The sequence below is a fragment of the Gottfriedia acidiceleris genome (assembly GCF_002128425.1).
Lineage (GTDB): Bacteria > Bacillota > Bacilli > Bacillales > Bacillaceae_G > Gottfriedia > Gottfriedia acidiceleris.
Genome location: NZ_NESS01000012.1, coordinates 42,835 through 65,359 on the forward strand (window position 1 = coordinate 42,835; position 22,525 = coordinate 65,359).

Below are 22,525 nucleotides of genomic sequence, written 5' to 3' on the forward strand. Positions count from 1 at the left end.
TAAATAACGTGTCTATGTATTTTTTTTGTACTTTTTAGACAATTATTTCGTTGTATTAGGCAAATAATCTAATTTATTGAATATAAATTGCTTAAAATTGAATAAAATTGGTTTATTACGAAGGGGGATTATGTTGTAATTTGTCGATTGTTTTAAGGGGATTTGAGTAAACGTTGATAAATCAAGGTTTACTATAACCCAATTGCCTAAAGATAGAAAATTCTTAATAATAGAATTAGTAGAAAAGAACAACAAATGTTCATTCTATTTTGTTGATTACTAGAGGAACTTGTCAAAAAAACTTATTTTAGTAATTAACGTAAAAGGCAAACAAAGAAGAAAAATGAACTGGAGGAAGAAAAATGGGGGAAAAGAGAGAAAAAAGTAAAGTTCTAAAAAGTTTTACTGTTTTAGCTTTAACATCTAGTTTTATTTTAGGTTCTCTTGGGCAAGTAACATATGTATCTAATGCAGCAAGTCCAAGTAAGGCAGAAGATATTTTGGCAAGTTTAAGTTCAGAGCAAAGAGCAGCTCTTAAGCAGCTTTCTACTAGTGAGGATTCTGGGCTGCAAGTTTCCTCAGATATTAATTTGGACTCTACTGAACAAACGAATGTCATTGTAGAGTTTGCTAATAAACCAGTTAAAGTCGCTCAAATTGAAGCGAGTGTTGAAGGGAAAACTTTAACGAAAACAGATGCTGAAAAGCTAATTGATCAAGATCATGATACTTTTACGAAAGATGTCAGCCAAGTTATAACAAGTGGTAAAAGTAAAAAAGTAGATTATAAAATCAATCATTCATATAAACACGCATTTAATGGTGTTTCCATGACCTTACCAGCAAACCAAATTAAGAATCTACTAAAATCTAAAGCTGTAAAAAAGGTGTGGAGTAACCAAACATTTACAATTGATCCACCAAAAGAAAATGATCAACTGAAAGCTGATGAAGCAAATGTTGCAAACTATACTCCATATGATGCATTAGATCGCTTACATGCTGAAGGATTTACGGGTAAAGGAATTAAAGTAGGGATTCTAGATACAGGGATGGATTATCATCACCCTGACTTGAAGGATGCTTATAAAGGCGGATACGATTTCGTTGATAACGATAACGATCCAATGGAAACAACATATGCAGATTGGAAAAAATCAGGTCAACCTGAAATTAATGGCTCATCAACTTATTACACTGAGCATGGTACACACGTAGCTGGTATTATTGGTGGTCGTGGTGTAGCAAATAGTGAATATAAAACACTCGGTGCGGCACCAGATGCTGACCTTTATTCTTATCGTGTTCTTGGACCTTATGGATCTGGAACTGAGGAAGACATTATTGCAGGAATCGATCGTGCTGTTCAAGATGGTATGGATGTTATAAACATGTCATTAGGTGCAACCCTAAATGATCCACTTTATGCAACATCGATTGCAGTAAACAACGCTGTCTTAAGTGGTGTGACGACAGTTGTTGCAGCAGGAAATAGCGGCGATCAAATGTATACGCTTGGTGCACCTGGTGCTGCAGCTTTAGCCTTAACAGTTGGTGCATCGTCAATCGCATTAGATGTTTATCAATATGCTGGAGTAAATAATGGCAAAAACTATTCAGTAAGACAATTAGCTCGTAACTATTCAGATGACTTAACAGCATTAAAAGGAAAAACATATCAATTAGTTGATGTTGGTTTAGGTAATCCAGCAGATTTCAATGGTAAGGATGTAAATGGGAAAATTGCTTTCATCAAACGTGGAACGATTGCCTTAATCGATAAAATTAAAAATGCAAAAGCAAAAGGTGCAGTTGGCGTTTTAATGTATAACGACGAAACAAATCAAGCTGAAGGTGCGATCCAATCTTTCCTAGGCGAATCGGTTGATGCAATTCCAGCATTCTCAGTATCTAATCAAGAGGGTATAGAAATTGCAGCTGCAATCAAATCTGGTAAATCAGAATTCACTTTTGGTGATTTTAAAAAGGTACAAACAGCATCTGATGAATTAGCAGGATTTAGTTCAAGAGGTCCATCTCGCGTAAACTATGATATTAAACCTGAAGTAACAGCACCTGGTGTGGCGATCCTTTCAACTGTACCATTCTATGTAAATAATAAAACTGGTGATGGTTCAAAACCTGAAGATTACAAATATGCATATGAGCGCTTATCAGGTACATCAATGGCGACACCTTATGTAGCAGGTGTATCAGCATTATTACTTCAATCAAATAAAGGCTTACAACCAGAAGATATCAAATCGATTCTAATGAATACTGCTGACCCATTATCAAAAGCTTATAGTGTATTTGAAGCAGGTAGTGGACGTGTTGACGCATACGAAGCAATTCATTCGAATGTAGAATTAGAAGTAGTAGATCAAACACCAACCTATATTAATGGCAAAGAAAAATCAATTAAAGAATTAACTGGTGGCATTAGCTTTGGATCTTATGGTTTTGATGATAAAGATATTGCAGATTCTCGCAATATTACATTAAAAAATCGTAGCGAAAAAGCAAAAACATTTAGTGTTGATGTGAAATATCAAACAGGATTAAGAGGATCAAAGGATGCAGCTTCAAATAATGTTACACTTTCAGGTCCTACATCAGTTAAGTTAAATGGTATTAGCTCAAAATCAATTAAGTTTAATTTAAACATTCCAAAAACAGCGGAAAAAGGAACATATGAAGGTTTTATTACATTTACAAATACCGGGGATCCAACAGAAACATATCAAATTCCATTTGGTGGTCGTGTAGTCGCTGAAGGAATCGATTATTTTAAAATCGACAACCCAATGTTTGGTAATGATACGAGCTGGCCAGCAAATGCCTTTCCGTTCTTATCATTCGATCTATCATTAAAGTCACACATGAAAACATTAGATGTATTATTACAAGATGCTAAAACAGGTGAAGATCTTGGTTTAGTTGGATCTTTTACACCAATCACAATGAATGAAAATCAAGATTACTTTATTGGAAGAGGATTTAGTTCAATTTACTATCCATTTACTGGTGATGCAAAAAATCCGATTAGTTATGATCCAGTAGTAGCAAAAGCAGGAAACTATAAATTAAAATTAGTTGGAACGAATGAAAAAGGTAAGACATTCGTAAGAACTGCTGATTTCGTTTATGATGTTGCAGCACCAACTATGACTTCTAGCTTTGACACATTAGATCAAAAAGTAATTGAATACAAAGATAGCCAATTTGATTCAAATGGAGAATTCTTATACGACTTTAACATTAATCTAAATGATCCTGAAACTGCTGAAGCAAGCCGAGTAGGTTTCCCAGTAGATCAGTCATCAAATGCAGTTGTATCATTTTACGATAGTCCGTTCCCTGCTAATCCAATTAAAACAGATAAGAACGGAAACTATACAGACCAGATTTTAGTTAAGAAGCAATCTACACCATTACAAGTATCTTTCTATGGTATGGATGCAGCAAGAAACTTTACTGGAAATGCTGCAAATATGTTAAGACTAGTATTCGTGGATCAAAATTTCCCATACTACTACTTAAAAGCAAATAAACAAACAGTTACAACGGGTGATACTGTAAATTACAGTGTTCGTTCAAATAATATTAAAAATTTAAAAACTACTAAAATTAATTTCAAAGTTGATCCGAATCTAGCAACAATTCAAAATGTCGTTGTAAATGATGCAGTAAAACAATATGGTGATGCACAAGTTTCAGTAACTTCAGTACCTTCTGGCATAAGTCAGCTTTATACATTTACATTTACTTACAATGGAACAAAAGCTTTACCAGAAGACTTACAATTATTTAATTTCGATATGAAAACAGCAGAGAAATATACAAATTTTATCCCACATGATTGGTATACAATGACTGCATCAACAATTGATCAATCAAATGTTGAGACAAAAGATGTGTATGCGTACATGGAATCTTATAAAGTTAAAAATACTTATTCTAAAATTGATGGAGCATTAAATTTAGAAGGAGCATACGATCCAGTAACAGGAAACCAAAATTATGCGCTTGATCAAAGTGTAATTGGTGCAAAAGTTACAGTTACATCTTATGATGGAAAAACAACTGTTCAACCTTCAATCAACAAAAGCGGACAATACAGCGCTGAAGGGTTGAAAGCAGATACAAAACCTTATACTTATAAAGTTGAAGTACCTGGTCATTTTACAATGAACAGACAAGTACTTTTATCAAATGAAGTACGTGGAGAAACGTTAGGAAAGAGATTTAATATAGGTTTATTAACAGCTGCAGCTGGGGACGTTAACAAAGATGATGTAATCGATGTGTTAGATGCACTAGCTGTACAAACATATTGGGGTACAAATAAAGCTACAGCAGACTTTAACTTTGATAAAGTAGTAGATAAAAAGGATATGGACTTTGTTGTTCGAAACTTTGGATTACAAAATCCTACTGTTGATAACGCTCCAAAACCAAAAACTAATTATAAAGGTGCAACTTTAGATAGTATTTTAAAAGAGTTAGGTTTAGATCAATAATAATGTAGAAGAGGGAAGCCAGCTAGATTGGCTTCCCTTTTTATTTTATAGGAATATATGTGAAATGATGAAATAGTGAACTGCAATTAAAAAAGCGAAATCAGCAAATTAATTGGGGAGCGTGCAAATAAATATTCGAAAACTGCAAATAAAATTGGCAAATCTATAATTAAAAAAGTCAAAACTGCAAATTAAATCGGTGGAACGGCAAATAAAGCCATTAATTTTAATTAATTTGAGTGAACAAGCATAGATAAGTAAGATGATAAATTGAAAATGACCAAAACAGAAGTAAAGACCTTAGATTGCCCACAAACCTTCGCATTCTTTGTTACTCATTCTCTTTTAAAAGTAACGCATTCTTCTCTCGTTCGGTACTCTTCACAAAAAAATGTGTTAATTTTTGACCATTTTAAATCCTAATAAATGATGAATTATAATATTCTAAAATAGTTTTATCATGTTCAATTTGTAAGAAAAACCTATCATCCCGAGGTTTATTTAAACGATTAAAGTTTAAATAAAAAAAGTAAGCGTTTTCATAGAACTGACTATTTCTTTTAAAATGATAGAAAAATTGGGTTATTTCGATTGTTTTTCACGGGAGAATTTAGAAGAATCTTGTCGAATGCAGAGAGGAAGAATTTAAAACTTTGGTAAATTAGGCGAGGGATAACCCAATTGACCGAAAATTGGAAAAAATTGATAATAAATGTAGAAAGTAAATTTGATGTAAAGAGATATATATGAAGATAAAAAGTAGCTTACTATTTTATAAATCATAGATCTTTATTGAATTTTACTTTAGATAAATAAAAGCCAGGAGGAAGAAGAATGGGGAAAAGAGTAAAGAAAAGTAAGTTTGTATCAGGCTTTACCGTATTAGCTCTATCATCTAGTGTTGTTGTTGCACCTATTGCACATGTAACAAATGTTTCAAAGGCAGCAGAGAAAACGAAGACAGAAACAATACTTGCAAATTTAACTTCCCAGCAACGAGCTGCTTTAAAACAAATTTCAACGAATGAATCGACAGGGCTTCAAATCTCATCAGACATAGATCAAACAACTACAAAACAAACCTCAGTTATTGTAGAGTTTGCAAATAAACCTGCTAAGGTGGCTAAAATTGAGGCGCAAGTTGAAGGTAAATCATTAACTGAGACACAGGCAGGGAAATTAGTTGATCAAGATCATGCTACTTTTACTGCAGAAGTGGGACAAGTTCTTAAAGATGAAAATAATAAAAAGGTAGATTATAAAATTAAACATTCATATAAAAATGCCTTTAATGGTGTTTCAATGAGTCTACCAGCAAATCAAATTAAAAATCTATTAAAATCAAAAGCAGTTAAAACTGTTTGGAGTAACGAGAAGTTCTCTATTGACCCTCCAAAGGAATCAGATAAGAATACCGAGTTAAAAGCAGACGAATCTAAAGTAGAAAACTATACGCCATATGACGGCTTGGATAAGCTACATGCTGAAGGCTATACAGGAAAGGGCATTAAAGTTGGTATTCTTGATACAGGTATCGATTACAACCACCCAGATTTAAAAGACGCTTTCAAAGGTGGATATGATTTTGTAGATAATGATAATGATCCAATGGAGACTACATATGCTGATTGGGTAAAAGTTGGTAAACCAGGATCTGCAAATGGAGCTGATTATTATACTGAGCATGGTACTCATGTAGCAGGTATCATTGGTGGACGTGGTGCTTCAGATAGTGAATACAAACAGGTTGGTGCAGCACCAGAAGCCGATATTTATTCATATCGTGTACTTGGACCTGGTGGGGTTGGAACAAGTGAAGCTATTATCGCTGGTCTTGATAAAGCAGTACAAGATGGCATGGATGTTATTAATATGTCATTAGGTGCGTCGTTAAATGATCCACTTTATGCAACTTCCATCGCGGTTAACAATGCTGTATTAAGTGGTGTAACGACTGTCGTAGCTGCAGGAAATGATGGAGACAAAATGGACACATTAGGTTCACCGGGAGCGGCTGCATTAGCATTAACTGTTGGAGCTTCATCTGTTGCAATTGATCTTTATCAATTTAACGGAACACAGGATGGAAACAAATACAACTTTAGACAATTAGCTCAAAACTACTCCGATAATTTAACGACATTAAAAGGTAAAACCTATCAACTTGTTGATGTAGGTTTAGCAAATCCATCTGACTTTACAGGAAAAGATTTAAAAGGCAAGATTGCTTACATTCAACGTGGAACGATTGCTTTAATTGATAAAATTAAAAATGCAAAAGCAGCTGGCGCTGTAGGTGTATTAATGGCTAATAATATTGATAACCAAAGTGAAGGAGCAATCCAAGCATTTTTAGGTGAGTCGGTCGATGCTATTCCTTCATTCTCAGTATCATATGAAGAGGGATTAAAAATTACAGCAGCGGTTAAAGCAGGTAGAAATGAAGTATCTTTTGGTGATTATACTAAGCTACAAACAGCTTCAGATGAATTAGCGACGTTTAGTTCAAGGGGACCATCACGTGTAAACTATGATATCAAGCCAGAAGTGACTGCTCCGGGTGTTTCGATTCTTTCAAGTGTACCATTTTATGTAAATAATAAAACAGGCGATGGATCAAAGCCTGAAGATTATAAGTATGCATATGAGCGTATGTCTGGAACATCAATGGCAACACCATATGTAGCAGGTGTATCTGCCCTATTACTTCAATCAAATAAAGACTTACAACCAGAAGATATCAAATCAATCCTAATGAATACTGCTGATCCATTATCAAAAGCTTATAGTGTATTTGAAGTAGGTAGTGGACGTGTAGATGCATATGAAGCAATTCATTCAAATGTAGAATTAGAAGTGGTTGATAAAACACCAACGATCGTAAACGGCAAAGAAAAATTAATTAATGAATTAACCGGTGGGATGAGCTTTGGTTCATACGGATTTGATGATAACGCTATTGCAGATTCTCGCAGTGTTACTTTAAAGAATCGTAGTGAAAAAGCAAAAACATTTAGTGTCGACGTGAAATATCAAACTGGATTAAGAGGATCTAAGGATGCAGCTTCAAATAATGTTACACTTTCAGGTCCTACATCAGTTAAGTTGAATGGTATTAGCTCGAAATCAATTAAGTTTAATTTAAACATTCCAAAAACTGCAGAAAAAGGAACATATGAAGGTTATGTTACATTCACGAATACTGCAGATCCAACTGAACAATATCAAATTCCATTTGGTGTTCGTGTAGTTGAAGAGGGTATCCAATCATTTAATTTAATCAACCCACTTTATTCAAATAAAATTACGAATCCAACTTATGCGTACCCATTTATTGATGGAAGTGTTTCTCTAAAAACACATATGAAATCATTAGATGTTATCGTTCAGGACCCAACAACTGGTCAAGACTTAGGTATTATTGGTTCATTTAATACTTCAGTAATGAAGGAGGATGTAGTTTACAATATTGGTCGACTTGTAGGTGCATATTACTTCCCATTCACTGGAGATGCGAAAAACCCGATTAGCAGTAAATATGAATTAATTAAACCAGGTCATTACAAATTAAGACTAGTTGGTGTGAGTGAAAGTGGAAAAACATTTGCTGAAGCTAGAGACTTTATGCTGGAATATGCTATTCCTAATATGACTTCAAGCTTTGACAAATTAGATCAAAAAGTTATCGAGTATAGTGATAGTCAACTAGATAAAAATGGACAAATGTTATACGACTTCAACATTAACGTAAATGATCCAGAAATTGACGAAGCGAAAAAATACGGTATTAAAGCTGACCAATCAGATAACACAATTGTTTACACTTATAATTCTTTCTTCCCATCATTACCTATTAACGTAGATAAAAACGGGGATTATAATGATCAAATTTTAGTTGATAGCAAATATTCAATATTACCTTTAACTTTCTATGGAATGGATGCAGCGTTAAACCCAACTGCTCAAATTAGAATAGCGTTCGTAAAAAATACAACTCCATATTATTACTTAAAAGCGAATAAGCAAAATATCGTACCTGGTGATACTGTAAACTACTCTATAAAAGCCAATAATATTAATAACTTAAAAACAACTAAACTAACACTTCAATTGAATAATAATCAAGGAATCATTGATAATATTCAAGTAAATGATGAGGTTAAGAAATATGGAGACGCACAAGTTACAGTAAAAACATCTCCTACTACTTGGGATTATCTCACACAATATGACTTTACTTTTACTTACTCAGGTTCAGCTAAGTTACCAGAGGATACTCAATTATTTAATTTCGATATTAAAACAACTGATAAATCATTTACAACAGGTTCAGCAATCAACTTCTCAGGTAACGGTACATCTACAATTGACACATCAAATGTTGAAACGAAAAATGTCTATACTTATATTGAAGGTTACAATGTAAAACCAACAGTTTCAAAACTTTCAGGAACACTTCAAGTAGAAGGAGCAAAAAACCCTGTAACGGGTGAAACAAACTATGCGATCGATCAAAGTAAATTAGGTGCGAAAATTACATTAACATCTTATGATGGTAAAACTGTTTTACAAACACCAATCACATCAAAACAAGGTGATTATGCATTCGATGGTGTGAAATTAGACAGTAAACCTTATACATTATCAGTAGATGTACCAGGTCACTTTACAATCAATCAAACAATGGATAATTTATTTGATAATATCCGTGGTGATTTAATCGGTAAGCAATTGCGCTATTTATTGGATGTGGCTCCTGCTGGTGATGCAAATAAAGATGATGTAATCGACGTACTCGATGCGTTAGCTGTACAAACTTACTGGGGGACAAACAAAGCATCTGCTGACTTCAACTTTGATAAAGTAGTTGATGCAAAAGATATGGACTATGTAGTTAAGAACTTTGGATTACAAAATTCAACAGTTCCAAATCCTCCTAAAGCTAAAAAATCATATAAAGGTGCTACATTAGATAGTATTTTAAGTGATTTAGATTTAACTAATTAAGAGTAAGGAAAAGAATTAAATCGGGGCTTAAAGACAGCCTTCTCCCAATCTGTATTGGGAGAAGGTTTTTTACTTAGAAAACTAAAAAATATTTATAAAGATGAGTTATTTTTATAAATATTTTTTCTCCCTCCCTAAATCCTACTCTAAATAACTTATTGGTAAATTTATACATAAAAATTTCACATTGGGTTAACTTAAAAGTATAAAGAATTTATAGGGTGACTTTTATGAATAAAAAGTTTATTTATTCAATCCATATTTATATCTTAATCATAATGAGTACCGGATATATGTTACATGTATTTATCATTCCAAGTATTTTGACGTCTTCTCACAGAGATTCATGGGTAACAGTTGTTGCAAGTATTCTCCCTTTCTTAATTTGGACAACTTTGGTTCTTTTTTTGTATAAGAAGTTTAACAAAGAAGATGTTTTATCCATTATGTATAAGGTGTTTTATAAGCCAATAGTTTATATCTTATCAACTTTTTTTGTCCTTTATTTTTTATTGTCAGCTTTTATTACGTTCCGATTTACTCTTATTTGGGCCGATATTAATTATACTCAGGATATTCCGATTTTTATTGTAGTATTTTTGATTTCACTTGTTTGCTTTTACGCTGCATATAAAGGAATTCGTACAATTGGAACGCTTGCATTTATTATCTTGCCACTAGTTGTTTTATTTGGATTCTTAGTGGGAATAGGCAATATTAAAAATAAAAATTATAGTTTACTATTTCCAATATTTGAAAATGGCTATCATGATTTTTTTCATGGCTTTATTTATACATGTTCAGGATTTTTTGAAATTATTTTTCTTTTATTTTTAAATTCCTATGTAAAAGATCAAGTAAAAGTAAAATGGCTAATAGTAGTAACTTTTATATTGTTTATGTTAATTTTTGGTCCACTTGTAGGAGCGATAACTGAATTTGGCTCTATTGAGGCAGAAAAAATGAGGAATCCTGTTTATGAACAATGGAAACTACTAACCTTAGGAGTGAATCTTACTAGATTGGATTTTTTGTCAATTTTTCAGTGGCTGTCAGGAGCTTTTATTCGAATAAGCTTAAATTTATTCTTTACAAACTACATCATCAATTATAGTGGAAAGAAAAAATGGGGTTTACCTTTAATATCATTAGTTTTATTAGTTGCAGTAATGATTCCGTGGAATGCAACGTCTTTTTATTATTTTTTACAATACTACTATTTCCCAATAAATTTAATTTTTTTACTATTTACGATATGTATTTTTTTTATTATCTCAAAACTAAAAAGGTGATTCAGAATGACAAAAGAATTTACTTTAGATAATTTTAATCTAGTAGAGTTTATTGAATCCTTTAATTATTCATACGATATTGATTTTAGAACGAAAACATATAAAGAAGGAGAAGATTTACATTATGTCATCATTATGTTTTGTACTAATTTGATTCATATACAATTTAGTAATCAAATTATTATTGACATTTTTAATGTAATACAAAAAGAAGAAAAATTCGATTTTGAATTGTTAAGTAATATAGTCGAAACAAAAAGGTTGAAAACGAGATCGAATATTAAAAAGGAAGTTGAAGAAAATCTATTTACTGGAGATTTAGTAATATTTAGTTCTTATTTAAATGATATATTCTTTGTTCCGGTAGCAAATCCTCCAAAAAGAGTCCCTGAAGAATCGAATTTAGAAAATTCAGTTCGAGGACCAAGAGATGGATTTGTTGAAAATATTTCAGATAATATGGCTTTAATTCGTCAGAGACTTAAGACTTCAAGTTTAAAAAGTGTTGAATATACAATAGGAGAACGAAGCCAAACGAAAGTATTATTAATTTATATTGAAGATATTCTAAACCCAAATATTCTTGCTGAAGTAAAAAAACGTCTTAGCTTAATTAAAAAAGACGTAATCGTAAGTAGTTATGAAATAGAAGAAGAATTATATGATCAACCATTCTCGATTTTTCCTCTTTTAGATAATATAGGTAGACCCGATTTTGTTGTACAATCATTAAACCAAGGAAGATTTGGAGTGATTGTAGATGGCAATCCAGCTTGTTTAATAGGTCCAACTAGTTTAACCCAACTTATTTATTCTCCTGAAGATATCCATTCGAGTTTTTATTATGTTAATGTAGTAAGATATCTTAGGTTGGTAGCTATATTTACAACAATTTTCCTACCTGGTTTTTTTATAGCGTTGGTGACATATCATTTAGATCAAATACCGTACCCGTTTCTTGCTACGATTGGAATGTCTAGAAATGGGTTGCCATTTTCAGCAGCAATAGAGGCTTTTTTAATGTTGGTGTTTTTTGAATTATTTAAAGAAGCAGGGTTACGCTTGCCGAAAGCAGTAGGACAAACTGTTGCAGTTTTAGGGGGGCTATTTATTGGTGATGCTGCAATACGTGCTGGATTAACTTCTCCATCAATGCTAGTAGTAATTGCTTTAACGGTTATTTCAGGATATACATTAATTAATCAAAATATTTCAGGTAATGTCGTAATTATGCGCTTTTTTGTCTTAATTCTATCTTCAATTTTAGGATTAATCGGCTTTTTTACTGCATTTTTTCTCTTATTGACAATGGTTGTATCTCTAGAGAGTTTCGGGCAACCTTATATAACTTTACTATCTGTTCCAAACTTTTCCGATATTTTTAATGTAGTAATTAAATTGCCTCAAAGGTTTAAAAAAAACAGAAGTCTATTCTTTCATCCAATCGATAAAGATCGGATGAAGGAGTGATGCATAGGATGAAAAAAACATTAATCATTTTAATTGTTTTCTTTCAATTATTCATATTGACAGGATGTTGGGGAGAGCGAACAATTATTGATCAAACATTAGTTACAAGTATAGGTGTGGACTATAAGGATAATAAGTATATTGTCTCGATTCAAGCACTTAATTTTTCAAATATCGCAAAGCAAGAAAGTGGAGCATTACAGGTGCCAACTTCGCCTTTAATTGGCCACGCAGAAGGTAAAACCATACAGGAGGCCTTTACTAAATTGGATAAGAATTCCCCAATACCTTTATATTATGGTCATGTCGGGAGTATAATCCTAAGTAAATCTGTTATTGAAAATAAATTAGAGGATATTAGTTCATTTATTAGCGGTAGACCTTTATTGAGATACACAATTTGGATTTATGGTACCGATCGCGAAATAGAAGATATCTTATTAAGTCAAACATTTTTTAATTTACCGTTTTTATATACTGTAGTAAATAACCCCATTGAAAAGAGCAGAGGTAGCTTAATATTATTAGCAATAAAGTTTCATCAATTTATTTCAATGTATAGTCAACCTGTAGGAACAATTTTAATTCCTTCATTAGATATAGATGAAACGAAGTTTAAAGAGCAAAAAGAAAATAAGGTAGCTTATATTAATGGTGCTTATGTATTATCGCAGCAAAAATATAAAGGTAAAGTAACATTAAATGATGTATTATCACTTAATTATTTAAACCAAAAAAATTATAGTATGCCACTTATACTTGAAAAAGAAAAAATTAATTTAGAAATTAGGAGTTCAAAAGGTTCAGTAAAGGTAATACGAGGATATAAGAAACCAAAGTATTCTATTAATATAGAAACAGAAATAGCCGTTTTAGAGAACGAGAATAATTTAAGTAGAAAGATCATTATAGATAAAGTAAGAAAAAAAATGAAAAAAGAATTAGTTAAAACAATAAAAAAAAGTGAAGAGCTTCATGCAGATCTACTCAATATTTCAGAAAAGCCGTATCGATTTAATCGACAAGAATGGAAAATAAAATCGCTAAATGCATTTGACGCTGAATCAATAAAAGACATTAAAATAAATGTTCGTATATTAGGTAGTAAAGCTTATAAAAGATGATTTGGGCCAAGAAAAGAATTAACAGAAAGAGTATAAAAAAAGGGGGATTTTAAAAAACTTCTTTTTTATACTCATTTTTTATTCATTATGAATTATGATAGAGATGAACAGAATAAAAGGAGAAAAGTTATGTCTAAAATAGTAAAAGATTATTGGTTTTCAGGTCGTTGGTTAGATGGGATATCTCTAATATTAGGTCCAATTTTTATGTTTATAGGAGTAAGTTACATTTCTTATTCCCAGACCAGCTAGAAGCATATCAATCTCATCCAACTTTACTATTTTTATCGTATAATTTCTTTATTGTTTGGAACATTCTATTGTGGCCGGCAGTTATCTCGCTTTGTTAAATTAATAAGTATAATGAAGCGAAATTGGACAATATGGGGAGGAAGTTTTGCGATATTTGGACTGTTTGCTCGTACTTTTCATGCTGGGGTTGATCATTTAGCATTTCAAATGGTGCGAATTTTAGGTGTGGACACCGCAACAAAAGTTATGGAGCAATCTTATAAAGTGTTTTATATTTTCAATAGACTATCCCCTTGTATCATGTTTGGCTGGATTATTTTAGCTATTGGTTCATATCGTGCTTATGTATTAGGATTAATTCGTTCCATATTGTTAGGGCTTATTAGTTCATTGCCACTAGGTGTACTAAAAGGTACTACCGCATTTTCAATTGTGGCTACAAAGGCACTTTGTGTTGCACTAGTTCTACATGGTATAAGAGTTTTAAAATATATTGTTAGTAGGTTTATTTGTAATTGGAGAGTTAGGTTAAATTTAAGCTCAATATTATATGGCTTAAGCTGCATTATTTTTTTACTTAAGAGGTGAAGAATTTGATTCTTATAATCGGTGGAGCACGTAGTGGAAAGAGCTCTTATGCAGAAAAAAGAATAAAAGAGTTACAAACAAACGCAAATGATGTAGTTTACATTGCTACGGCAATACCATTTGATGGAGATATGAATGAAAGAATTCAAAGACATCAAGAAGATCGTCCAACTGAATGGCATACTGTTGAGCGATATAAACAATTTAATCAATTAAAAATGAATGAAGAATTTATTCAAGCCAAGTATGTTATTTTAGATTGTATGACCGTTATGATTACAAATTTAATGTTCGATCATTATACTGACATTGATTTTGATTCAATTAAGAATGAGCAAATAAACAAACTAGAATCAGATATAGAAAATGAAGTGAACGAGTTGATAGACATTTGTGATCAACACGGTAAAACATTCATAATTGTTTCGAATGAGGTAGGTTATGGACTTGTTCCATCTTATCGACTAGGAAGGATTTTTAGAGATATTGCAGGGCGTATAAATCAAAAAATTGCTGCAAGAGCAGAAGAAGTTATACTCGTCACAGCTGGTATTCCATTAAGAATAAAGTAGGAGTTATGATATGAATCGATTTAAAATGATCCTTAGTTTTTTTTCAACCATTCCAGTGAAAAACTATGAGTTTATCGAAGACGAACTAGGAAAGGGAATTAGATTGGTTCCGTTAGTAGGTGTGTTAATTGGCTTAATACTTGTTAGTTTGAATAGTGGAATTTCGTTCATTTTGGACAATGAAGCGGGTGCATTTCTTATTCTACTAGTCTATTTATTGTTAACGGGTGGATTACATTTTGATGGAGTAGCTGACACATCAGATGGAATTTTTAGTCATCGTTCAAAAGAAAGAATACTAGAAATTATGAAAGATAGTCGCATTGGTGCATTTGGGGTCATTTCGTTAATTATTTTATTTTTAGGTGATTGGTTATTTTTATCAAAGAGTACAACATTTGTCATTTTTTTATTTCCGATTATTGGAAGATGTATCGCGCTATTCACTTGTAGAATAAGTACATATGCTAGAAATGAAGGATTTGGAAGTCAATTTATTATCGAAGCAAAAAATTCTAATTCATTATTTGTTCTAATTGTCTATGTATTACTCGTTTGTGTAAGTAGTGTATTAATCAATGAAATAGCCATTATTTTTGCGGTATGTGTCACGTTTATTTTTATTACTTTTGTAACGAAAAGAATCAATCAAAAACTAGATGGAATTACAGGGGATGTAATTGGATTTACAATTGAAGTTTCCCAATTATGCTTTTTAATTTTTGCTGTTATAGGTGAGAGATTAGTATGAGAATTTATTTAATTAGACATACAGAAAGCATTGGAAATAGAAAAAAGGTTTATGCAGGGATGACTGATTTTGATTTAACAGAAAAAGGATTAAGTCAAATAGGTGGTGTGATAACCCAGTTTACGAAAATGATTGAGCCTACTTCACGCTATACTTTGTATTCTAGTCCACTTCGTAGATGCACTTTATTAAGTGATGCGTTAGAAGATTTAATAGGTGAATCAAAAATAGTTGATCGTAGGTTACAGGAGACAAATTTTGGCCTATTTGAAGGGAAATCATATACTGATCTTTTAAATGAAGTGCCTGAATTCGTAGAAAAGTGGAATGAAGATTTGATTCATTTTCAAATTCCGAATGGGGAAAGCTTAAAGCAGTGTGCAGAAAGAGTTAATACATTTTGTCATGACATTAAATCGAATAACGATGATGTAATAGTCGTTTCACATGGGGGAATTATGAAGCTAGTACTCTTAAATTTACTTCATTTAGATTTAAGTCATTTCTGGAAATTTTATACGAGTAATGGATGTATTATTGAAATTGAGTATAACGATGGTTTTGGATTTTTGAAAAATATCATTCAACTAAATTAAGAGGATGGAGAAACTTGAACACAAAAAAAATTGTTTTACTTTCATTATTTATCGCATTAAGTGCAGTACTGTCTAATATAAAAATAGTTTATTCTATTGCATTTGATTCATTGCCGGCTTTTCTGGCTGCTATGATGATTTCACCGATTGCCGGTGGGATTGTAGGGGCACTAGGTCATCTTCTTACAGCAATTACTTCGGGTTTTCCTTTTACAGTACCAGTGCATCTATTTATCGCAATACAAATGCTTGTGATTGTTTGGATTTTTGGCGTATTATTTAAAAAAATGAATCAATACATAGCGATGGTCGTTGCAATTATTTTAAATGGTCCAGTGGCAACGTTATTAAGCGGTCTATTAATTGCTTATTTGAATCACTCGTTTACTGTAAAGACTGTTAGTAGTTTTTTTATCTTAATGGTTGTGCCATTGACTTTAACTTCAGCGGCCAATATTATTTTAGCATTTATACTTCAAAAGGTGATGAAACGTGCAAATTTCAAAATATAGGGATTTAACTTTAATGCATATAGATGGGAATCGTTATTTTACAATTGCTTGTGATAGCTGCGGTGGAATAGGGATGAGTGAGCTTGATTTCATAAAAGTTGATGAAGAAATTGTAGGTTATTTAACTGCGAAATTATGCTTTGTTGAAACATTGGCATTTCGCGCTAAGCCAACTGTATTAATTAATACTTTATGCGTAGAAATGAACGGTAGAGGAAAACGAATAATAAACGGGATTGAAAAAGCAATTAAAGAGTATAATGAAGCTAATTTTTATGAAGACCACTTAGAAGTAAATATTACTGGAAGTACAGAAGAAAATATCCCTACAAAACAAACAGGTTTAGGAATCACTTTAATGGGAGAAATTTATAATCCATTTAATAAAAAAGAAATAAATTCTGGTGATGTAGTAATCTTAATCGGTTATCCGAAAGTAGGACAAGAAGTAGTAGAGGATATAAATGACAATAAAAATGAAATAATCAACTTCAATTCAATAAAGCACTTAGCTCGTAATGAAGATGTTATTGATCTATTACCGATTGGTTCAAATGGTGTTCAATATGAATTGAATCTATTGATGGAAACGAATAATATCGATATAAAATTATTGAAACAATCTAGTATCCCATTACATAAATCTGCAGGTCCAGCTACATGTGCTCTAGCAATTATTAAAAAGGATACAATTGAGGGATTAAAAAGGCAAATCTCACAGCCAATCACTTTACTAGGTGAGATTGTTTAATAGTTTGAAATAAAATGATTGGAGAATTAAAATGGCAGATGCTTTGAAAAATGTATATAACCACGATTTAATTTCAAAAATCGCAAACGAAATCAATGCCGTTTATACAGATTTTAACCGTGAAACTTTTATGGATAAAGTATTCGATGGAAATTGGGATGAAAAAACATTAAAGGAAAGAATGAGACATATTACGATTTGCTTGGGAGAGACACTTCCAAACAAATTTGAAAAATCAATAGAGATTTTAAGTAGTATAGTAAATGAATTTCCAACGGGTCAATTAAGTAGTATTTTTTTTCCTGATTTCGTTGAAGTGTACGGTTTAGATCATTGGGAAAAATCTATGGAAGCTCTAGAAAAATTCACACAGCACTCAACTTCAGAATTTGCTGTTAGACCGTTCATTGTACAAGACCAAGAACGAATGATGACACAAATGCTAAAATGGTCTACTCATCCAAATGAACATGTAAGAAGACTTGCAAGTGAAGGATGCCGTCCAAAATTACCATGGGGGATGGTTTTAAAAAGTCTAAAAAAAGACCCAACTCCAATTCTGCCTATTTTAGAAAACCTAAAGGAAGACGAGTCATTATATGTTCGTAAAAGTGTAGCGAATAATTTAAACGATATTTCAAAAGATCACCCAACTCTAGTATTAAAGATTGCAAAAGAATGGTATGGAAAAAATCCACATACAAATTGGATTATAAAGCACGCATGTAGAACGCTATTAAAAAAAGGTAATATAGAAGCTTTAACGATTTTTGGATTTCAAACGACAAATGCAATCCATATAGACCAATTTCAATTACAATCAGACAAAATAGAAATTGGTGGAGACTTAAACTTTTCATTTACGATTCATAGTAACGAGCCGACCACGACAAAACTTAGAATCGAATTCGCAATTGATTACGTAAAGTCAAAAGGTAACCGTACAAGAAAAAGCTTTAAAATATCCGAAACCACAATTGAAAATAACAAAACATTATCATACAACAAAACACACTCATTCAAAAACTTTTCAACTAGAACACACTACCCAGGTCAGCATAGCATCACACTACTAATCAATGGAGTGGAAAGTGGAACTTGTGATTTTACGGTAATATAAAAAAGAGATTCCAATTATTTGGAATCTCTCTATTTTTTCTAAAACCTTCTTAACTCTGTCTCTTATGCATCATCACATCTTCAGTTAATGGAGTAAAGCCAAGTTTTTCTTGTAATACACCTTTTGGAATTTGTGACTTAGTGATTGTAACTACTGTAACTTTTCGATTGACGTTTTCATTATGGATGATCGACATTATATCATAGAAATAAGGTATGGCTGCTTCAGTATAAGCAACAGCTAATATTTCTGAATACCCTGTATCCGGTCTTATTGTCATACCGAAATAGGCAATGACTTGATTTTCTAGCTTACATTCAACTGCATAGTCGAATTCAATTGAACCATAATACTCATTCATCATGGCAACTTGATCATTAGTAAGAATTTGTTGCTTCATTTTTAAATCTTTCCAAATATTAAATTTAAATTGATCTTTTATCTCATACGAAAATCCAGGAATACTTTGGATTGGTTTTATAAGAAGTGGATAATGCGCGCCAACTATTTGAGAACGACTAGTAATGTTGAATCCTTTTGATAAAAAATAGTCTATTTGTTTTGACCACTGTCCTCTAAATCGCTGTGCAAGTAATTTTCCACCATATTCGTCACTAATAGCAAATTGATAAACTCTTTCAAACAATTCATCTCGCACTGTATCTTCATATTCTGGCAATACCCATGGATAACCTAATGAAACAAATTCCCCTTTACCAGAAAAACTCATATAACCTACAAGTTGGTCTCCGTCAAAAGCAAAACATCTAGATTTTTCATTAAATTCAGATTGGAGTTCGAATAATTTCGGAGATAAAGTTGGTTTCCAAGCATATGGTAGAGATTCTGTCATCTTATTCCAAAAATCATACTGAAGATCAAGGTCTGAAGGATTCTCATAAAAACGATAATCTATAGTCATATCAATATCCTTTCCTAAATCGTACTAATTTTTATAGTAACAAATTAATTTGGATTTGAATCGTCAAAAATAACTAATTTTACTAAAAATCAATCTTAATATCTAATAGGTTTAATTAAATAAATATCACATTAATTAAAGTATGATTTTATAGTCAGTCTGTTGCCTATAAAAAGAGAATTGGTAAAATCAATGCTTTGATGATTATATTACTGAAGGCCGTTACGTTCTTTATTAATGATTACATAATTAGAGTCCTTAAGGTAACGATATGAAAATGACCTATATATTAGGAGGAGTAATATGAGAGCTGTTACTTATCAAGGGCATTATCAAGTAAAAACGATTAAAGTAGAGGATCCAAAAATTCAACATAAAGATGATGTCATTATTAAAATTACTTCAACAGCGATTTGTGGTTCTGATTTACACCTTTATCAAGGTAATTTTCCAATAAAAGAAGGCTATATTATTGGACATGAGCCGATGGGAATAGTTGAAGAAATTGGCCCAGGTGTTACCAATTTAAAAAAAGGGGATCGAGTCGTAATTCCATTTACAGTAGCATGCGGAACTTGTCCATATTGTAATCATGGATTACAAAGTCAGTGCGATAATTCGAATCCACATTATGATTCAGGGGGTTATTTTGGCTATACTTCAAAGTTCGGAGATTATCCAGGTGGGCAAGCAGAGTATTTAAGGGTTCCGTTTGGTAACTATACACCGTTTAAAATACCAGAAAGCTGTGAGTTAGATGATGATCATCTACTTTTTATGTCAGATGTACTACCAACTGCATATTGGAGTGTTGATCATGCAGGCGTGAAAGAACGAGATACAGTCATTGTATTAGGATGCGGTCCGGTAGGGTTAATGGCTCAGGAGTTTGCCTGGAAAAAAGGAGCAAAAAGAGTTATTGCAGTAGATTATATCGATTATCGATTAGAGCATTCAAAAAAGATGAATAAAACTGAAACCTATGATTTTTCGAAAGACCCAGATATGGGTGAAACCTTAAAGGAGATTACAAAAGGTGGAGCGGATGTTGTAATTGATTGTGTTGGTATGGATGGGAAGAAATCGCCGTTAGAATTTATTGAACAGAAATTGAAATTACAAGGTGGGACACTAGGACCAATTCAAATTGCTACAAAAGCTGTAAAAAAATGTGGAACCGTTCAAATCACAGGAGTTTATGGTGGGAACTATAATGCTTTTCCTTTAGGCGCATTTTTCAGTAGAAATATTAATATAAAAATGGGTCAAGCTCCGGCAAGACATTATATGCCATTCTTATATGAACAAATCGTAAATGAAAAGATTGATCCAACAAAAATTATTACTCATAAATTATCTTTAGATGAAGCAGATCATGCATATCATATTTTTAATAATAAGGAAGATAATTGTATTAAAGTGGTTTTGAAACCATAAATAAAGGAGTCCTATATTTGAACTCCTTTAAATTTATCTAAAGAGATAGTTTGTTTTGCTTATAATCTAATTGTTTTGAATGCGACATTTTATATGCCATCACTCCAAATAAAATTCCTGCCAATCCTCTGAATATCGTTGAAATAATCATCGCAATATTCATACTGAACGATTCAAGTAAAAAAACACCAAATTGTGGAGCGATGAAGGCTACAATTGAAAGTAAGAAATTATAATTAGCAATATAGGAAGTGCGATGTTCTTCTTCAGTAGCTTCTAGTAAGCTATTAAATAATATTAAAACTGTACCAGATACAAAAAATCCTGATGTGAAATTTACGATAAATAAGTATACATAATTTGTTGATAAAATATTTAAAATAGGTGCAGAAGCCATTCCGACTGAAATCCAAATTAGTAATTGAGTATTACTATAACGATTCGCCATTTTTGCCCACCAACGAAAGCTAACGATTTGTGAAAGTTGGTTGCTTACAGTAAATAAACTAATCCAAAAAGCAGTTGCATGAGCAAATCTAATTTGATAAATCGAAAATAAAGACCATGCCATTTGCCACGCAAAGTTAAAAAATAGTGCGCAAACTAAAAATGAGATATATGGTTTATACTGAAAAAGATGTTTTGAAAAAGGAGAATAATGATTAGAAATCTCTATTTTTTGCTTTTCTTCTTTATGTTTCAATATATAAAAAAACTCGATCATTCCAAATATAAATGCAAATAAAAAAAGTAATTGATATGGAAGGGCACTTTTTGGACTAATCGATTTCATACATATTCCTGCTACAAGCGTTACAATCATTCCCGTAAAGGTTAGTATTCGATTTCGGTTGCCAAAAAATGTGTTTCGACGTTCTGCTGGAATTAAATCACCAATAAATGCTTGCCAACTTAAGTTTAAAAAAGTACCTGGAAAATTCATTAATGCAATTAAAATAACAAAAAACCATGCTATATGCTCTGATTTGATAAATGGAAGAAAAACCATAATTAATAGAAAGAAACGCGTATAGAAAATTGAGTAAGCAGTGAATTTTCTTTTTTCTTCTAACTTATTAACCATAAAAGCAGCTGGCAGCATTGCGGCCATTCCGACAATTGAAGGTAAGGAAGAAATTAAACCAACTTGATAATTGGTGGCACCTAAAATTGCAATTGCGAACAATATAAAATAGTTATTTGATAAACTGATTGCGATTGTAGATGCGGCTCCATTTTTAATACTCTGGGATTCATTATGTAGCACATCTTGTTTACTGTAAATCAACGCACGTTCCTTCTTCCTTTTTTAATTTCATAATTTAGATAAAATATTCGATTTTAAATTTTTAAATAATTCATAAGAACAATAGCATATTTATTCCTTAAATACTATGATTTAGAACCAAGTTTTAATGTAAAATAATGGCATTATTTTGAGTAGGAATTTCCAATATTTAGATATTAATTTCAGAGTTTAAAAATTGCATTTTATATTAATTTTTACTAAACTAGAATAATCTGTCTGATGTACTAAGATTCATATTTAAAACATATTAAATATTGGAAAGAACATTTTTTAATAGTTAAGCCATACTAATATTAGAA

The 22,525-nt window shown here is 31.8% G+C and carries 15 protein-coding genes; 13 read left to right on the forward strand and 2 right to left on the reverse strand.

Annotated features, from left to right (window positions below):
- Positions 1–362: 362 nt before the first annotated feature.
- The 12 genes from B6K90_RS18205 (at position 363) to B6K90_RS18260 (ending at position 18,558) form a co-directional block, all read left to right on the forward strand.
- Positions 363–4,523 carry a S8 family serine peptidase gene (locus B6K90_RS18205; RefSeq protein WP_088014188.1) on the forward strand — a complete coding sequence of 1,387 codons (4,161 nt, stop codon included), beginning with the start codon at positions 363–365 and terminating at the stop codon, positions 4,521–4,523.
- Between the two features lie 834 nt (positions 4,524–5,357).
- The gene (locus B6K90_RS18210; RefSeq protein ID WP_088014189.1) at positions 5,358–9,530 is read left to right on the forward strand and encodes a S8 family serine peptidase; all 4,173 of its coding nucleotides are present in this window, start codon (positions 5,358–5,360) and stop codon (positions 9,528–9,530) included.
- A gap of 230 nt (positions 9,531–9,760) precedes the next feature.
- Positions 9,761–10,822: an endospore germination permease gene (locus B6K90_RS18215; protein ID WP_088014190.1), complete on the forward strand. Its 1,062-nt coding sequence runs from the start codon at positions 9,761–9,763 to the stop codon at positions 10,820–10,822.
- A gap of 6 nt (positions 10,823–10,828) precedes the next feature.
- Positions 10,829–12,292, forward strand: a complete 1,464-nt coding sequence (locus B6K90_RS18220) for a spore germination protein (protein ID WP_088014191.1) — start codon at positions 10,829–10,831, stop codon at positions 12,290–12,292.
- An 8-nt stretch (positions 12,293–12,300) separates the two neighbouring features.
- Positions 12,301–13,416: a Ger(x)C family spore germination protein gene (locus B6K90_RS18225; protein WP_167555421.1), complete on the forward strand. Its 1,116-nt coding sequence runs from the start codon at positions 12,301–12,303 to the stop codon at positions 13,414–13,416.
- A gap of 363 nt (positions 13,417–13,779) precedes the next feature.
- On the forward strand, positions 13,780–14,256 hold the full coding sequence (locus B6K90_RS18230) for a hypothetical protein (protein WP_088014193.1): 477 nt from the start codon (positions 13,780–13,782) through the stop codon (positions 14,254–14,256).
- A gap of 5 nt (positions 14,257–14,261) precedes the next feature.
- Positions 14,262–14,828, forward strand: coding sequence for a bifunctional adenosylcobinamide kinase/adenosylcobinamide-phosphate guanylyltransferase (gene cobU / locus B6K90_RS18235; protein ID WP_212667535.1), 567 nt, complete (start codon positions 14,262–14,264; stop codon positions 14,826–14,828).
- Positions 14,829–14,838: 10 nt separating this feature from the next.
- Positions 14,839–15,579, forward strand: a complete 741-nt coding sequence (gene cobS, locus B6K90_RS18240) for an adenosylcobinamide-GDP ribazoletransferase (protein WP_088014195.1) — start codon at positions 14,839–14,841, stop codon at positions 15,577–15,579.
- Positions 15,576–16,175: a histidine phosphatase family protein gene (locus tag B6K90_RS18245; RefSeq protein WP_088014196.1), complete on the forward strand. Its 600-nt coding sequence runs from the start codon at positions 15,576–15,578 to the stop codon at positions 16,173–16,175. The genes cobS and B6K90_RS18245 overlap by 4 nt, the downstream gene beginning before the upstream one ends.
- A gap of 14 nt (positions 16,176–16,189) precedes the next feature.
- Entirely contained in the window at positions 16,190–16,687 is a 498-nt protein-coding gene (locus B6K90_RS18250) for an ECF transporter S component (RefSeq protein ID WP_167555422.1), read from the forward strand.
- Positions 16,668–17,438, forward strand: a complete 771-nt coding sequence (locus tag B6K90_RS18255) for a hypothetical protein (protein ID WP_088014198.1) — start codon at positions 16,668–16,670, stop codon at positions 17,436–17,438. Before B6K90_RS18250 ends, B6K90_RS18255 begins: the two co-directional genes overlap by 20 nt.
- Positions 17,439–17,469: 31 nt before the next feature.
- Entirely contained in the window at positions 17,470–18,558 is a 1,089-nt protein-coding gene (locus B6K90_RS18260) for a DNA alkylation repair protein (protein WP_088014199.1), read from the forward strand.
- 49 nt (positions 18,559–18,607) lie between these two features.
- Here B6K90_RS18260 and B6K90_RS18265 read toward each other — a convergent pair whose 3' ends face one another.
- On the reverse strand, positions 18,608–19,480 hold the full coding sequence (locus B6K90_RS18265; RefSeq protein WP_088014200.1) for a hypothetical protein: 873 nt from the start codon (positions 19,478–19,480) through the stop codon (positions 18,608–18,610).
- Positions 19,481–19,783: 303 nt separating this feature from the next.
- Here B6K90_RS18265 and B6K90_RS18270 point away from each other — a divergent pair, with 303 nt between their 5' ends.
- On the forward strand, positions 19,784–20,917 hold the full coding sequence (locus B6K90_RS18270) for a zinc-dependent alcohol dehydrogenase (protein ID WP_088014201.1): 1,134 nt from the start codon (positions 19,784–19,786) through the stop codon (positions 20,915–20,917).
- A gap of 37 nt (positions 20,918–20,954) precedes the next feature.
- On the opposite strand, the gene B6K90_RS18275 is transcribed toward B6K90_RS18270, so the two are convergent.
- Positions 20,955–22,205: an MFS transporter gene (locus B6K90_RS18275; protein WP_235821843.1), complete on the reverse strand. Its 1,251-nt coding sequence runs from the start codon at positions 22,203–22,205 to the stop codon at positions 20,955–20,957.
- Positions 22,206–22,525 lie beyond the last annotated feature (320 nt).

Bases quoted from the DNA above. Each gene is read 5' to 3' on its own strand.
- B6K90_RS18205 (WP_088014188.1), top strand. From the start codon at position 363: ATGGGGGAAAAGAGAGAAAAAAGTAAAGTTCTAAAAAGTTTTACTGTT.
- B6K90_RS18265 (WP_088014200.1), bottom strand. From the start codon at position 19,480: ATGACTATAGATTATCGTTTTTATGAGAATCCTTCAGACCTTGATCTT.
- B6K90_RS18215 (WP_088014190.1), top strand. From the start codon at position 9,761: ATGAATAAAAAGTTTATTTATTCAATCCATATTTATATCTTAATCATA.
- B6K90_RS18260 (WP_088014199.1), top strand. From the start codon at position 17,470: ATGGCAGATGCTTTGAAAAATGTATATAACCACGATTTAATTTCAAAA.
- cobS (WP_088014195.1), top strand. From the start codon at position 14,839: ATGAATCGATTTAAAATGATCCTTAGTTTTTTTTCAACCATTCCAGTG.
- B6K90_RS18270 (WP_088014201.1), top strand. From the start codon at position 19,784: ATGAGAGCTGTTACTTATCAAGGGCATTATCAAGTAAAAACGATTAAA.
- B6K90_RS18230 (WP_088014193.1), top strand. From the start codon at position 13,780: ATGAAGCGAAATTGGACAATATGGGGAGGAAGTTTTGCGATATTTGGA.
- B6K90_RS18245 (WP_088014196.1), top strand. From the start codon at position 15,576: ATGAGAATTTATTTAATTAGACATACAGAAAGCATTGGAAATAGAAAA.
- B6K90_RS18220 (WP_088014191.1), top strand. From the start codon at position 10,829: ATGACAAAAGAATTTACTTTAGATAATTTTAATCTAGTAGAGTTTATT.
- B6K90_RS18225 (WP_167555421.1), top strand. From the start codon at position 12,301: ATGAAAAAAACATTAATCATTTTAATTGTTTTCTTTCAATTATTCATA.
- B6K90_RS18210 (WP_088014189.1), top strand. From the start codon at position 5,358: ATGGGGAAAAGAGTAAAGAAAAGTAAGTTTGTATCAGGCTTTACCGTA.